Genomic DNA, 15883 nt, shown 5'->3' on the forward strand with positions numbered 1-15883 from the left:
TCTAGAGCATAGCATAAAAAAAGCGGCTACCCCAGATGGAGCAGCCGCTTTTACTTTCTAACAGCTAAACACTATAACTTAAACGTATCATCGCTTAAGCCTTTATTCACTTCAATATTCTGTACCTCTGCTTTAATTGTCTGAGGGCCTACAACTGTCTCAGTTACATAAGGGAACTTCACACCATTCACTTCCTTATAGTTGCCATAGGTTTTAGTCTGCGTAATGATGCCTTGCGGTGTCTCCAGGCTATTCACCTCTTTCAGGCGCAGGCCAGAATCTTTCGCGAAGTAATGGGTGGCTTTCTGGCCATTCGGCTGCGTTACCTCAACAGCGAAAGCCTCTATACCATCTACACTCTCTACCCCAGTTAGCTTGGTCTTAATGCCAAGCTTGTCGTACTGCAGCATTGGGAACAGGTTAGCCTCCAACTTCTGCACCTTTAGCTCCTCTGCGGTCATTTCTTTGTTCATGCCTTGCATCGGTGCCTCCATCTTACCTTTGTTGCCGTTGATGATTACACGCTGCATCGGGCTGTTATTCATCAGCACCTGCACGGCAAACTTATCGTCGCCTTTCTGCTGCTGCTTAAACACTAGCGTCATACCCTGTATGGTAGCGTTGCTTGTAATGCTTACATCTTTCAGCTTCTCTATATTAGCCTTTCCGCCGATAGCTTTGATGTAGTCATTAATTACCTGCTCTGCCGTTAAGCCAGCAGGAACGCCCATGGCCTTACGATCTACTTTCTCACCTATTGTGTTATAGTAAGTGATCTGGCTATCATCCTTGTCAAACTTTTTCAGCTTAGCGGCAATCTCAGAAGCATTACCTACAGCCAATACATACATCTTATCAGGGTTGATGTATTTCTGCGCCACACGCTGTACATCTTCGGCAGTTACAGCTTCTACCTTTTTCAGGTAGTTTGGATAATAGTCTTCCGGCAGGCCATAGCGAGCAGTGTTGATAGCATATACTGCTACCGTAGCCGGGTTCTCTAAGCCGCGGCCGAAGCTACCCATTACATAAGCTTTTGCATCGCGCAGTTCTTCGTCACTTACGCGCTCGCTGCGAATCTTAGTCAGTTCGTTCATGAACTCAACCACCGCACTGTCGGTAACAGCATTTCGCACGTTGGCACTAGCATTAAAGCGGCCCAAGATTTCATCAGAGTTGATAGAAGAATAGGCTCCGTAGGTATAGCCGTGCGTTTCGCGCAGGTTCTGGAACAGGCGGGCATCCATGCCACCACCTAGTATGTTGTTCATCAAAGATGCCGCTACGGCATCCTCTGCACCTGGCTTCAGGTCGATAGGATTAGTTAGCACCAGTGAGCTCTGAACTGAGCTTGGGCGATCAACAATCACCACCTGCGTTTGCTCCGGCTGTTGCGGCAGCTCATACTTAGCCTCCTGCACAGTGCCTTTTTGCCACTTGCCAAACGATTTCTTCAGGAGCTTTTTCATCTCCTTCGGAGTAACGTCACCTACTACGGCCAGGTAGCCAATGTTTGGCTTATAATAAGTGTTGTAGTAGTTCTGGATGTCCTGCAGCGTAAAGTTATCTACCGTCTGCTCTGTCATCAACTCCCCATACGGGTGGTCTTTACCGTACAGCACCAAATTATGAGTGCGGCTGGCAATAGCATCCGGGTTGTCCTTCGACTGTGCCAGACTAGCCTTCATCTGCTTTTTGATCTTGTCCAGCTCCTCCTGCGTAAACTTCGGATTCAACAAGGCATCTGTAGTAAGGTCAAGCAGAGTAGGCAGGTGCTTCTTTAAAGAAGAGGCATTAAAACCCGTAGAGGAGAAGCTCAACTCAGCACCAACAAAGTCAACCTGCTCATCAAACTGGTCTTTAGTTCGGTTAGTAGTACCGGTGCGCATCATTTGTCCGGCAGCCTGTACGTAACCTGCTTTATCGCCTTCCAGAATCGGGTCGCGGTCCAGCACCAGCGACAAAGACACTACCGGCTGTTTGTGGTTTTCTACCACGTATACTTTCAGGCCGTTCTTCAAAGTAAAGTGCTCGTACTGACCTAGCTCAATTTTAGGAGCGGGCCCCGGAGGCGGTGGTGTTTCTTTAGTTTGTGCCTGTGCCGGCATTACACACATCAGTGCCAGCGCCAGAAATGCAGTACTATATAATTTCTTTATCATGATTGCTTTCTTTAAGAAAGGATACAAGTATCGAGACACAGGACGAAAGACTTATTGTGGTTTTCAAAAATGTCTGGCCGCGTAGATCGCTTGAGGTTTGTATCTGGATACTTTGTATTACCCTCTTATGTCTAAAGTCTATTTCGGTTGAGCTGATTTTGGCAGGTAGTGAAGCACCACACGATTGTTCTTAGTCAGGTACTCCTTAGCCACGCGCTGGATATCCTCCTTCTTCACGTTCAGGTAACGCTGCAGCTCTGTGTTGATCAGGTTGGCATCGCCGAAGTACACATGGTAATTTGCCAAGCTCTCGGCTCGACCAGCCACCGTGCTGTTCTGCTGCACAAAATTGCTTTCTACCTGGTTGCGTAGCTTCTGGAATTCGCGATCAGAGAGTGGCTCTGTCTTTACGCGCTCAATCTCAACATCCATTGCTTGCTCTAGCGCATCTACCTCCACACCCATGTTGGCAATGGCAAAAGTCAGGAACAGGCCTGGGTCTTCGGTAGGGAAGGGAATAGAGGCTGCGGCCACTGCTTTCTGCTGTTTGTCTACCAAGGCTTTTGGCAAACGGGCACTCTCACCACCCGATAGCAGGGTAGTTAGCATAGAGAGGGCGTAGAAATCGTCAGTGCCTTGCTCAGGCACATGGTATGCCTGAATAACTGCTGGCAGTTGTATGTTGTCATACACTGTTTTGCGACGCTCTTCCGTCTGCTTCGGCTCTACAACGTCTGGGCGCGGGATCTCTCGGGTACCTTTCGGAATGCCTGAAAAATACTTCTCGATCATCTTGCGAGTTTCCTCTACATTAATGTCGCCAGCCACAGAAAGCGTTGCATTATTCGGCACGTAAAAGGTCTTGTAGAAATCGCGGAATTCTTCGATGCTGGCTGCGTTCAAATCCTCAAAAGAACCAATAGGCATGGTTTTGTATGGGTGCTTAGTGTAAGCCAACGAGAACACGTTCTCACCCATAGAACCGTATGGCTGGTTATCGATACGCTCACGCTTCTCCTCCTGCACTACCTTGCGCTGGGTTTCCACACCAATCTCATCCACCTTAGCGTGCTTCATGCGCTCAGCCTCCAGCCACAACCCAAGTTCCACCTGGTTAGATGGCAGTAACTCATAATAATAGGTGCGGTCAAAAGAGGTATTGGCGTTTAACGCGCCGCCTGCTTTTTGCACTAATGAGCTGTACTCGCCCCGATCAATATTTTCTGTGCCCTCAAACATCAGGTGCTCAAAAAAGTGAGCAAAGCCTGAGCGTCCTTCTACCTCATTCTTAGAGCCTACATGGTACAGCACCGACACTGCCACGTTAGGCGTAGAATTATCCTGGTGCAGGATAACATGCAGGCCGTTCGGGAGCGTGTACTCCGTGAACTCAATCTTGTTGCTCTTGCTTTGCGCCATTGCAGCCAGGCTGGTGGCACACCACAAAAGGCAGATGATAAACTTGCGTTTCATGTGTTTTATTTGGTTGAATTTAGTGAGTATGACTTTAAAGTCATCTGTAATTACTGTGCTACAGCACATAAATTTAGTACTATCTTGGGCAAGATACTAGTTTTGGAAGAGGCCGCACCTCTCGTTTCGGCCAATCAGGCGGGCATGCAGATAAACCTGTTCACTTCATAGACAAACAGGGGAGGGAAAATTTGCTGCAAGTTCTATAGAGTACCGCTGCTTAGAATAGCAGCTGCAGCTGACTAACAACAAATTTCTTAGGTACATTGAGCAACAATGATATTACAAAAAAGCCAAACAAGACATATTTAGCTCGCACCACTTCTTTGTGCGTATTGGGCAGCAAACTAAAGGTATGTATCAAACTTATAAACACAAGGAAGCTAAACGGTGAAAGAAGGCGGTAATCCAAATCGTCAAAGTGTGACAATGTACGCAGTGCCAGTATAGCCATTAAGTATAGGCTAGCTATACCTGCACAAGCAACAGCAAACTTGTTCTTCTTAAATGCTTGCCAAAAATTGAAGTGCCTGTTTATTGTAAAGCAGATGTAAAACAGTACCAGCAGTTGCAAAGCAGCTGTGACATATAGTAAATAATCTGGTTGGTTAGCAGGCCTGTACTCCCGAATGATAAGAAACTCGTTCAAAAGTCCTCTTAGCAACATTTGCACAAAGCTACCTGCGTTTTCCGTTTCTGCTTCTAGTCTATCAAAACCTGTGGTAAAACCGCTTAAGGCGTAGTTGGTATAAAGATAGGCTCCCGCAAGTATGGTTAAGAGTACAGCACTAACGAGTAGTACAATAGCCGCCCTAACGTTTTGCCTATACCCATAGTATAGCCCAAGCAACACAGGTACACCAAACGAGAAAGCTCCAACATACCGCAGTAGAAACAGCGTAAGGCAAAGCAGGAATATGAACACAGTGTTCCTATAAACATCCTGCTGCTCCCAAACCTTATAGACAAGGTGTGCTAACAGCAGCAAGCATAACAGAAAAGGAGCCTCAGACCATGTGAAGCTGTAGACTTCCATAAAAGTATAGGCTCCGTACACAGAAGCTAACAAGTAGGAGTACTGACGGTTCAACTGCCTAAACAACGCGAATCCACCTGCCAGCAATAGCAAGTTTAATACCTTCGATGACCAATATATACTTATGGTTGTAAGCTCTGAGAACAAATAAATAAGCACAGGATAACCTACTGGCCACGTAGAAAAGTAATGCCTGCCTGTTCCATCAGAGTTCAGCACATAAAATCCATAGCCATCTTTCAAATTTTGTGCTAACCCCAGATAAGCTTTTGAATCTGGGCTAAGATAGCCGGTACCCTCTACGCTAATCCTAAAGAGAATAATAACAGCCGTGGCTACATATAGCAATAACAGCAGTAAATCAGCTTTATAAAGACTTTTCTGATTAGTTAGTTTTTGCACGTGGAGTCTGTGTTATAGAAGTTGTGAAAGCAGAAACTTCTTTGGCAAATTAAGGAATAGTGATAGGGCAAAAAAGATCGCAATGATATACTTTGTGCGTTTAGCCCCTGTAATGCTATCCGGCAAAGCAACGATGTAGTTAACAACTGCAAAAAGCATCAGGAAAGTAAAAGGGGACAGGAGGCGATAATTCAGTGGATCGAACTGGGATATACTCCTTAAGAAAACCAGTACAAGTAAGTAGGCCACTGCTACTACCACAGCTATGTGAGAGAGCAAGTTCTTTTTCATCTCATAGATTACCTTTTTGCTCTGCATTCGCATTACCTTAATAATATAAATAGTCACTATCAATTGTAACACGGCAGTAGCTACTGTTAGAGCATCTGGAATACCAGACAGGTAATAATTCCTTATAAGGAACAACTCTACTGTTAATCCTTTCAACGCCATCCAAAGCACTTCAATTGGAGTCTCCATGTCTGTTGTTAAACGTTGCGCATCAGTATTGAAACCGGCTATATAATGATTATGGAACACATAGCTACAGACTATTGCCACATTAAGCACAAAGGCAGTAAATAGGTGCTTGCTTAGGCTTTTCCGCCCCTCTACCCAACTTATCAAACTAAATAACAACGTTACTCCTCCTGCAAAGAAGCCTACATACCGAATGAGGAACATAAAAGCTGCCGAAGCTAACAAAGCATAAGCCGTCATAGCTTTACCACTGCTGTACACTTTATAAAGCAACACAACGTAACACAGGCACCCAAACATAAATATACATTCAGACCAAGTGTAGGAGTACATTTCTATAACCGTGAATGATCCATAGACAGAGGCAAGAACATAAGAGTACCTCTGGTTAATATGCCGCAACAGAAGAAAGCCCATGCCCACAAAAAGCAGGTTAACTACCTTAGATGCCCAGAAGAGGCTGAGTCCGCTAACCCAGGAAACTGACACAACTAAAACAGGATAACCAACAGGCCAGGCCGTAAATGGAGTTAAAGCATTTACTTGACCTGTATGAAGCCCATATAAGTCTTTGATAATGAATTGGTCTCCATCCTGTAAACTCCTCGCAGCTTCTAAGTAATATTCAGAGTCTGGGGATGTGTAGCCTGTACCTTCTATAGTAACTCTCAGAACCACTGCTGCACAATAGAATATGTACAGCAACATCAGCAGCAGGTCTGGTCTTATTGATTTATTCTTCAGCACAATTCCACTATTAATACATCCTTGGCAACTCAATCCCTTTTATTTTGCGGTATAGCCCTAATGCCGCCTGATCTGTTAAGCTAGTAACGAAGTCGCAGATGTGGATAATGCGCTCATAGTCAGTTGTAGTGCTCGGTAGTTGCAGGTAGTGGGGCGGAATGAGTGCTGCCAGCTTACGGTGGTGCTTCGACTCAGGCTTGAAAACAGCTTTTATTCCAGCGTCTAACAATCCCCCTAACACCTCAAAGCCTGCTGCTTCTATTTCTAATACAGGTCTGTTTTGGTAGATTAACTTAATAGACAGATCCTTGACCTGGTCTAGCACAGGCTTACAGCTTAGCTCGTTTATTAGCGGCTTGTCATATGTGCCAGCTAGAATCTCTTCCTCATGCTGTAGGAAAATAACAGTGGTCTCTTCTATCAACCTGCCGATGATACGTGCACGCAGGTATCCTATTTCCTCGCGCCAGTCATAAAAAGTAAGGCTTGACTTACGGTTAGGGTCATCGTTCAGTATCTGCCGAAGCAGAGCCAGCCCTTGTTCCTGTGGCACTAAACCCAGCTTCAGCCCATCTTCAAAATCAATGATGCGGTAGCATATATCGTCGGCGGCTTCCACCAGGAACGCCAGTGGGTGCCGGTGGTAAAACACCTCTCCCTCATCCCCTTTTTTCAGCAGGCCCAGCTCTTGCGCAATGGTGTTAAACCATGCCTTCTCCGTCTGAAAGAAGCCGTACTTCTTTTCACTGGTATTTCCTTTACTTGAAGAGATAGGCAACGACTCTTTCGGATATTTGGTAAAGGTTGCCAGTGTAGTATAGGTTAAACTAAGTCCGCCGGGCAGGCTACAGTGTGCCGGGTACGTATACGTCAGTACACGAAAACCTGCAGCGTTGCCTTCGTAGCGGTGTAAGTCAGCTTTTTCAGCTTCTGATAGGTTAGCCAAGTATGGCTGCGACTCATCGCTCTGGAAGAAAGCCGAAATGGCGTCCTCCCCGGAATGCCCAAAAGGCGGGTTTCCAATATCATGAGCTAGACAGGCCGCTGCTACCACATCTCCAAAGTCAGCTTCCTGTATATTCTTTTCCTGTGCCAGCTGTGGGTAACGTTCCAGAATGCTTTTGCCTACAATCCGGCCTAATGATCGCCCTACCACTGAGGCTTCCAGGCTGTGGGTAAGGCGCGTGTGCACAAAATCACTCTCTGGCATAGGCATCACCTGCGTTTTGTTCTGCAGCCTTCTAAAGGCTGAGGAGAATACAATACGGTCGTAGTCGCGCTGAAATTCGCCTCGTACCGACTCATCTGAAGTATACTTTTTATCAGTCGTTTCGAAGCGTTTTTTAGAGATGAGTTTATCCCAGGTGGTAGTGTTGTTAGGCATAAAAGGTTAGGTAAAGGCCGAATTGATTTGGCTCTTCCAAATATAGCCTTATACCTATAACAATACCAGTTCATTAGATTAGAACCAGTGCCTCATTCAAAAAAGCTTGATGGTGTAACAATATTTTTTTCTGACCCCATGTTACAAAATGCATTCGTTTTGACAAGACAAAGTGCTACTAGTGCTTAAAAACAAGTATTACAGTTTCAGACTGCACGAATATCGGCTTATTCCTGATGTTACATAAGTGCCTATAAATACCTTGTGTTATAGAATTAAGCTGCCCAAATTTGTATCACGTGCAACGCCATCCAAGCTTAGAAAACAACTTATTGCTCTAAAAGCCCTTAACTATGGCAAGTATACTGTAGCCGGAGTTTCCATGTGTTTCGCTACTGTATCACTAAGGCCACACACTCTTAGAAGGCAGTCAGTTTATAGCTCCCCACTATAAACTAACTGCCTTTTACGTTTCTGAAGTACTGCCAGCCAGATTATCAAATACCCTACAACCTAAGCTTCTGCCAACTTCTCATATTTCAAAGTGAACGTTAATTCTACCAATGTCTATACCTCCTGTTCATTACAACACCTGATTTTAGGTAGCGTAAAAAACATATAAAACACTAACCACCAATTTATTAACATTAATAGATTTTAAAATAAGAGGAGGACAAGCTATGGCAGATTTAATAAAAAGGAGAGGAGGAGCACCGATGCGCTCTGTTTTCTCCGACTTCTTTAGCGATGTAGATCGCTTCTTCGAAAATGACTTTTTGAGAATGCCTTCACAAGTTGGCCGCCAGATGATGAGTAATGTGCCTGCCACCAACATTAGAGAAAACGAGAAGGACTTCACCATTGAGGTAGCTGCTCCTGGGCTAAACAAAGAGGATTTTCATATTGATGTGAATGAGGGTGTGCTGACAATCAGCTCTCAGCGAGAGGATGAGCGCACGGATGAACAGGAGAATTTTACCCGTCGTGAGTATAATTACAGCTCATTCAGCCGCTCTTTTCGCTTGCCCGATACTGTGAAAGAAGACGATATTAAGGCACGGTATGAAAACGGGGTACTGCACGTTTCTGTGCCCAAAGGTACAGAGCAGGAGCGGCCAAGGCGCCGGATTAACATTGACTAAGTACTTAACACAGCGGCCCCGGAGCATGTAGTTCTGGGGCCGCTGTGTTTGTGTTGTGTTTAATTATTATAGCTTCAGGATCTTCTCTGTGCCGCTCTGGTTGCTTTCCTGCCATTTAAGGAAGTAGATACCTGCAGCCAGACTACTTAGGTCGAGCGTGTATGAACTTACTCCTGTGCTGAAGTTTAACTCATACTCTTTTACAATTTGCCCCTTCGCATTGTAGAGCTGCGCCTGCATGGTTGCACCACGGTTTACCAAGTAGTAGAGGGTAAGCTGACTACCGTTTTGAGAGCCTTGCCCTGAAACAGGATTCGGGAAATACCTTAGCACCCGAATATCTGCCGGGTTAAGCACCACCACCCGTGGCGAGAAACTGCTCTCACCATTCTGATACACTACTTCTAGCCTGTAGTAGGATTGGTTTCGCAGCGGGTCTAAGTCAGTGAAAGTATACTGTAGCTCACCGCCATTGCTAGGCCCTTCAGATTCTACAGTGCCCACATCACTCCAATTTACTCCATCTGAGCTACGCTGCACTATAAAGTTATCTATGTCCTGCTCATTGCGTGTAGTCCAGCTCACTAGCACAGCATTAGATGTTGTAAATTCCGCCTCTAACGTCAAGACTTCTGGCGCTAAGTTACACTCGCTGCTTTGGCTTGGCTCTATAGGGCCAGGCATATCTCTGCAGAGGAATTCATCAAGCGTCTCGCCCTGCTCCAGGCTATGAGCCATTACCAGTTCTGCCCCTTCAATATCAAGCGAGCTTAGGTCGCGTTCTAGCCGCGCGTATTCTATGGCATAATACATAACAGCACGCGGCAGATTAACGTGGCCCAGCTGGTGCGCATGGCCGAGCTCGTGCAGCATTACAGTTTCAAAATCGAACTGCTGGCTACTTGGGCCACCAGGACCATACTGCCAGTCTATCTGCTCATTAATCTCCATATCAAACTCCGTTACCCAAAACAAAGTGTCAGAGCTGCTGGCGCAGCCTTCGTAACGGCTTATGGTTCTGGCCAAGACAGACTCTCCAACTGTAGACTGTGAGGCAAAGCGTATTACCGAAGACCCGTCATCTGCAGCAGCATTAATGGTAGTGGAGCCACCTAACTTCCAGTTAATCTCCGACACGCAAACCCATGTATTTACTGCTCGCCTGAAGCCCTCTTTGGCTGGCAGCCTATTGTCCATACTTTGGGCAAACAAGATGGTATAACCTCCAGCGTTATCTTGCTCTGTAAGTATAGGCTTAAAAGATTTATCGTCGAACTCTACGTTGGAGTAGGCAAACTGTAGCGTAATAGGAGTGACGGAGGCAAAAGAACTGCCATCGTTGGTTGTAACGCGGATAGGTCCTGAGCCGGCAGTACCCTCATCTTGCATTACCGACGGAATATACATTGTGATGCGGGTGTTTGTCCAGGAGATGTACTCTGTTGGCAGCGGCCTAACCCAAGTCTGCCCGCCATCGTCTGCGTTTCTAAATTCTACATGCCCCTCGCCACGGGTGTTGCCAAAGCCAGTACCGTTTATGGTCAGAATTCTACCCGTACCAGCGCTTGCCACTGCTGGCGAGAAGGATGTAATAACAGGTGCCAACGGAGCACTTTGATTTTGTTTCTGGCTTTCCTGAACAGCAGATACCTTAAGCTTCTGGTTCTCGGTAACGGTTCGGAATTTCTTTCCTGTTTTTTTAGTAACAGCGTCGTATAGCTCCTGCACGTTAGCATAGTTTTCAAATACTCCGCGTGCTGTTCGGTTCTTTACATCATACTGCACAAAGCCCTGCTGGCTGCCATAGGCTCGGGTACTAAGGGCAGTCTTGCCAGGCGTGCGTTGCACTAGTTGCTGCCGCTTCAGAAAGAATATCCCCTGCTGTCCTTGCCTTAACTTAAGTGCTGTCGAGAAGACGTGCTTCTTCAGGCCTATTGCGCCTCCTTCTGTCACAATCTCTACTAACTCGGTTTGTACCTCGCCTTTAAACAGCTTGTACACTTTAATGATGTTGGAAGTATAGATATTCTCCTGTCGTGCATCCCAAAACGACTCCTGTCGCACAACTTCGCCTTCTATTACCATTTCGGCCTGCTGCACACGCTCTTCTAGCGTGAGCGGTACCATATGCTGGTTATCAGAGGCAAAAGTATAAGAGGCAAACAGAGTAAGGAGCAGTGTAAGCGCAGCACGCAGACACGCCAGAGCAGGAGTATTCGTTTTAGCCATAGAGTAGTGTGGGTGATGATGATACAACAAATCTTCAGGCCAGCCGCAGAGGCAGGCACTGCATACTTACGCAATTTACCGTATACAGGGATACTTTCCCCTGTTATAAAGTATAGCCTGCCAGCTACTTAAAATAATAAAGCCTACCTTTCTTTACTTCAAAGGTAGGCTTTATTATGAAATATGTCTAGCCGCGGCTAAGGCAGAAGCTACTCCTCCTTATCTGGTGCCAACCACTTTTTATACTTGTTGTATACTTCCTGAGGCTGCTTTTTGCCGTTAATGAGCAGCTCATCATTATTGATTTGAATGCTCAGGTTGCTGCTGTCGCTCTCTATCAAGCCGTCCTTTACCAACTCCTTCTTCATCTGCTGCATTTTTTCAGCCTGCTGCTTACGACGCTTTTCCATTTCCTCCCGCCGAACTTCCATTTCGGCTCTGCGGGCGCTCATTTCTTCCTGGTGTGCTCTCATTCTTTCTGTGTGTTCTTTGTGTCGCTGTACCATTTCTGTTCGTCGTAAGCTATCTTGTTGGGTATGCCTCCTGATGACTCTTTCTTCGTACCTCATCATGCCCTGCTCCAGTTTCTGCAGCTCTTGCTCATACTGCTTTCGTTCTTCCTCATACTTCTTCAGGTCACGCTTATACGCTTCCTTTTCTTTTTTGCTTGCCCCTGCTGGTGGGGCTGGTGGGGCAGGAGGAGCAGGCGGTACACCTGGAGCCGGTGGTACCGGTGGAACTTCCATCACCTCAAATTCCCTGAAGTGTCTTCGGCTTTGCCCTCTGGCTACTGCTTCCTGTTGTCGATCTATTATTACCTCAACCTCCTCGCGCGTTGCCTTAGAGGCGTTTTTTGTTGCCTGTAAGCGCTGGTCCACGAGATCCTTATACTGATCAATGTCCTTTTTCGGGATACGCTTTCCGTCCACGTACAGTTCTTTTACCTTTCCTTTTTTGTTGGTGATGATAACGACGCTGCGGTTGTTTCCCTGAGCGTCCTGAGCCGTGTACGTTACAGCACCTGCATCATCCTCAGAGATCTCTGCAGCTGCAGCGGTTTCTTTAGCAGGCTTAACTTTCTTCTGTTCTTCTAATGGCTGCCGCTCCGCTACTGCCCCGAAAGACAAGGCCAACAAGCCTACTACCAGCACTAGCCCAGCTGCGAACCCTTCTGTAAACGTTGGCTTCAGTGGCTGACCTACCAAACGTTTGATACGGGTCATCAAGGATCCTCTGTTGCCTGAAAAAGCTACTGCCATACCTGGCGCTGCTGGCATACGCATGGCTTCCAATTCTGTAAGGGCTCGGGCATAGGTTAAGGTATCGCCACAAAGAGCTACAGCAATATCATCGCAGCAGTTTTCGCGCTCGGCTCGCACCACTCCTGATACCCACCACATAGCTGGGTGGTAGAAGTATAGCATGTCTACTACAGACTGCAACATGTTAAGCAAGTAATCCTTACGGAGGATATGCGCCAGCTCGTGGGCAAGCACTGCCTCTACCTGCGCCTGTGTAAGGCCTGTAACAGCGCCTATCGGTAGTAGTATAACCGGCTTCGCCACACCTATTGCCATCGGTACCTTTACCAATGCCGACTCTACCAATCGCACTGACTGCTGCACGCCCAACCGCTCACGCAGGGCATCTAGTTTTTGCTGCCACTGCACACCCATAGCAGACGTTTTATAGTGACGCAGGCGTTGTGTGTATGCCAGTCCACCCATAAACCGGATTGCCATCAGCGTTAGTCCCAGTAGCCACAGCGTTACTAAAAGTGGCAGCTGCTGCTCGAAATATACCTGGGTGACAGAAAAAGGATCAGCCCAGAAAGGAGTGGTGCTGACTGTTATAACAGATGCTTCAGTAGTAACCGCAGCTGTACCATACTGGCCCGGCACCTCTTGTGAGTGATTTGAGTAGTAGGCGAAAGTGCCTGCCGAAAGCACTAGTTGCAGGAGCATTGCTGAACTGGCCACTATGTAGCGGACTCTGGCTGAGTGGCGATGCAGCAGCACCAACAGCAGGCTCAGCAGTAGTGCCACAAAGGCACCCTGCCACAAAGCGTGTAGCAAGGTCCAGCCAAGGGCACTTACTAAGCCCTCCGGTATCAGGTGTTCGATTTGGTTCATTTTGTACCTCCTTCCAATTTATCTAATAGGTTTCTGATCTCATAGAGTTCTTCTTTGGATGTGCGGCTGTTGCCAAGTGCCTGCATCACTAGTTTACTGGCCGAGCCCCGGAAGGCAGTATCCAGAAACCGGTTCAACAGCTGCTGTTGTGTGTCCTCCTCCTGCAGTAGAGGTTTAAAGATGTGCGAGCGGCTTGATTTGTCGGCCTCCAGCATTTCTTTTTCTGTCATCAGCTGCATGATTTTTAAGGTAGTAGTATAGCCTACTTCCTTTGTTTTGCTTAGCTCCTCATGCACAAATCGAACTGTGCTAGGGCCATGCTGCCACAGCACCTGTAAAATCTCCAGCTCGGCTTCTGTTGGCTTTGGTGTGGATTGTATACTCATCGTTGTTAATAGGTTATACTTCTGCAATGTTGTACTACAAGTATATACGATTAGTTTCGTACATCAAGCATTTATTTACGATTTTTTTCGTAATTGCCATACATACAAATGCTACTGCACCGCAGAAGAGGGTAGAGCTAATGCTGTTTTTTATAGGGAAAGACAGAAGGTAAGCCAAGGAGGCTGCTTAAATACTTGCAGGAGACAGAATGAAACAGGCCTTAACTACCTACAAAGCAAAAGAGGCGGCAGGTATAACCCTGCCGCCTCTTTCGTATTTCTGTTAATCTGCGTTCGTGCGCCCTTACCTCAGGATTTTGAACTCTGTGCGTCGGTTCTCCTGGTGCAGTTCTTCAGCACATGATATGCCGTCTCTACACTTATTAATAAGCCTTGTTTCACCGTAGCCTCTTGCTACCAGCCTATTACGGTCTACTCCTTTAGATACCAGGTAATCTACCGCCGACTGCGCACGCAGCTGCGATAAAACCTGGTTATACTTGTGCGTCTGGCGGCTATCTGTGTGGGAGCTAAGCTCGATACGGATACGCGGATTGTCTTTCATCATCTGCACCAGCCTATCTAGCTCTAAAGCGGCAGCAGGCTTGATGTCAAACTTATCCAGGTCGTAATAGATGTTCTCAATTACGACAGGCTTGTTTGGTGTACTGCGGATAAACGTCAGTTCTACCTCTACTGTATCGGCATCATTTAAGCACTCTGGTGTAAATGCAACAGTCTGCGACAGGTATCCTTTCTTGCTACCTTTGATCTGGTACTTTGTACCTGCCATTACTGGGAAAGAGAAGTTTCCTTCTGCATCTGACTTTGTCTCAATAGCCTCTTCGCTACCATCCACGTACAGTTGCAGCATGGCATCTGGCACCGACGTTATGATAGTTTTGACCGTTCCTGATTGTGCGAACTTTTCTACAACTCTACCCACCAATAAGCATGGGCCCTTGTACTCTTCAAACGTAAGAATGTCATCGAAACCGTTATCAGATAAGCGGCTGGATGAAAGCAGCCCTTTTTTACCTGTGCTGTCTACTTCAATGCCAAAATCATCTTGGGAAGTATTAAGCGGGTACTGTAAATTCTCTACTTGCGTCCATGCTTTGTGTGTACCATTTGCTCTGAAGAGATCCAAGCCTCCCATACCCATGTGGCCGTCGGAAGAGAAGTACAGCTTACCATCCTCTCCTAAGTTTGCAAAGCTTTCGCGGCCGCTGGTGTTTATTACAGGCCCTGCGTTTGTAGGTTTTCCCCAAGATCCATCAGCCATGCGCTCACTATAGTAAATATCTGTTTCGCCATAGCCTCCGGGCATGTCTGATACAAAGTATAGTATCTTCCCGTCTGGAGAAATGGCAGGATGACCAATAGAGAATTCATCCGTATTATTATACTTGAAAGCTTCTACATTTTCCCATTTAGAGCCATTGAATTTAGACATATAGATGCCGTGGCGGTTGGTGTGGGTACCATTATCGCTGCCTTTAAACCAGCTTGTTGGATCAGAGTTCACGCTGCCGGTTGCCCTCTTTTTCACCACATGCGTGCGGGTAAAGTATAGCGTTTGGTCTTTCTCCAGGTAGTCGGCAGGGCCGTTATGGTACTCTGTGTTGATAGACGGAGGTAGCGGCACCGGATTAGCCAGAGTTGTGGTCGTGTCTGACAGCTTTTGCGCAAAGTACATCTGGATAAAGCCATTGCCAGTCCAGTTGTTACGCGCAGTCTGCTGCTTGTTGCCTACTTCCAGTCTGTCAGAAGAGAAGAGTAATCCATCCTTGGTACGCACAGGACCGAAGTCGGCGCCATCAGAGTTTACCACCTCCATCTTTTCTACTACATAAGGCTTAGGGTTTTTCATCCACTTCTTAGCTGTATCGCACGAGGCAGCCATGCGCAAGGCCACCTCGCGCTGTGCCGGCACTTTTTCGCTATACTCTAGAAACAGCTGCTTTGCCTTGTCATAGTTAGCATTACGCTTAGCCGACTCTGCATAAAGGTAAATGTTAGCAGGGTCTGAATTAGGGAAGGCTATAACCTGGGCATACCAGAATTCCGCCTCTTTGCTGTTGTTAAGGATGCGGTAGCTGTCGGCAATGCGCTGCACCACCAAGAGGCTCGGCTCCTCTTTCTCCAGCACCTTTTTGTAGGCTTCCAGAGCCAGACTAAACTCAAAGTTGTTAAAATACTTGTCAGCCTGCTTCATGTCCTGTGCCAGCACAGTCATGAATCCGCTGGCTGCCATCCAAACCAGCACCAGGGCAAGGGTAAACGTGCGCTTCATATAAGGGTATTGTA

The 15883-nt window shown here is 46.7% G+C and carries 10 protein-coding genes; 1 reads left to right on the top strand and 9 read right to left on the bottom strand.

Annotated features, from left to right (window positions below; all coding sequences use genetic code 11):
* Positions 1-71: 71 nt before the first annotated feature.
* The 5 genes from PKOR_RS05765 to dgt form a co-directional block, all read right to left on the bottom strand.
* The gene (locus tag PKOR_RS05765; protein ID WP_052738734.1) at positions 72-2162 is read right to left on the bottom strand and encodes a M16 family metallopeptidase; all 2091 of its coding nucleotides are present in this window, start codon (positions 2160-2162) and stop codon (positions 72-74) included.
* Positions 2163-2300: 138 nt separating this feature from the next.
* A complete protein-coding gene (locus PKOR_RS05770) occupies positions 2301-3635 on the bottom strand; it encodes a M16 family metallopeptidase (protein ID WP_046309658.1) in 1335 nt (444 codons plus the stop codon).
* A 220-nt stretch (positions 3636-3855) separates the two neighbouring features.
* Entirely contained in the window at positions 3856-5073 is a 1218-nt protein-coding gene (locus tag PKOR_RS05775; RefSeq protein ID WP_046309659.1) for a hypothetical protein, read from the bottom strand.
* Positions 5074-5085: 12 nt separating this feature from the next.
* Positions 5086-5793, bottom strand: a complete 708-nt coding sequence (locus PKOR_RS24705; RefSeq protein WP_148561638.1) for a hypothetical protein — start codon at positions 5791-5793, stop codon at positions 5086-5088.
* Between the two features lie 517 nt (positions 5794-6310).
* Positions 6311-7684 (bottom strand): dGTP triphosphohydrolase, encoded by a 1374-nt coding sequence (gene dgt, locus PKOR_RS05785; RefSeq protein WP_046309662.1) that lies wholly within the window; start codon positions 7682-7684, stop codon positions 6311-6313.
* 680 nt (positions 7685-8364) lie between these two features.
* Between dgt and PKOR_RS05790 the strand changes: the two genes are divergently transcribed.
* Positions 8365-8826 carry an Hsp20/alpha crystallin family protein gene (locus tag PKOR_RS05790; protein WP_046309663.1) on the top strand — a complete coding sequence of 154 codons (462 nt, stop codon included), beginning with the start codon at positions 8365-8367 and terminating at the stop codon, positions 8824-8826.
* 66 nt (positions 8827-8892) lie between these two features.
* Here PKOR_RS05790 and PKOR_RS05795 read toward each other — a convergent pair whose 3' ends face one another.
* The 4 genes from PKOR_RS05795 to PKOR_RS25930 all read right to left on the bottom strand — a co-directional run bounded on the left by PKOR_RS05795 (position 8893) and on the right by PKOR_RS25930 (position 15869).
* The gene (locus PKOR_RS05795) at positions 8893-11055 is read right to left on the bottom strand and encodes a T9SS type A sorting domain-containing protein (protein WP_046309664.1); all 2163 of its coding nucleotides are present in this window, start codon (positions 11053-11055) and stop codon (positions 8893-8895) included.
* 209 nt (positions 11056-11264) lie between these two features.
* The gene (locus tag PKOR_RS23360; protein ID WP_052738735.1) at positions 11265-13187 is read right to left on the bottom strand and encodes a M56 family metallopeptidase; all 1923 of its coding nucleotides are present in this window, start codon (positions 13185-13187) and stop codon (positions 11265-11267) included.
* Positions 13184-13573, bottom strand: coding sequence for a BlaI/MecI/CopY family transcriptional regulator (locus PKOR_RS05805; RefSeq protein WP_046309665.1), 390 nt, complete (start codon positions 13571-13573; stop codon positions 13184-13186). The genes PKOR_RS23360 and PKOR_RS05805 overlap by 4 nt, the downstream gene beginning before the upstream one ends.
* 304 nt (positions 13574-13877) lie before the next feature.
* Positions 13878-15869, bottom strand: a complete 1992-nt coding sequence (locus PKOR_RS25930) for an OmpA family protein (protein WP_275451606.1) — start codon at positions 15867-15869, stop codon at positions 13878-13880.
* Positions 15870-15883 lie beyond the last annotated feature (14 nt).

Source organism: Pontibacter korlensis (genome assembly GCF_000973725.1).
GTDB classification, from domain to species: Bacteria; Bacteroidota; Bacteroidia; order Cytophagales; family Hymenobacteraceae; genus Pontibacter; species Pontibacter korlensis.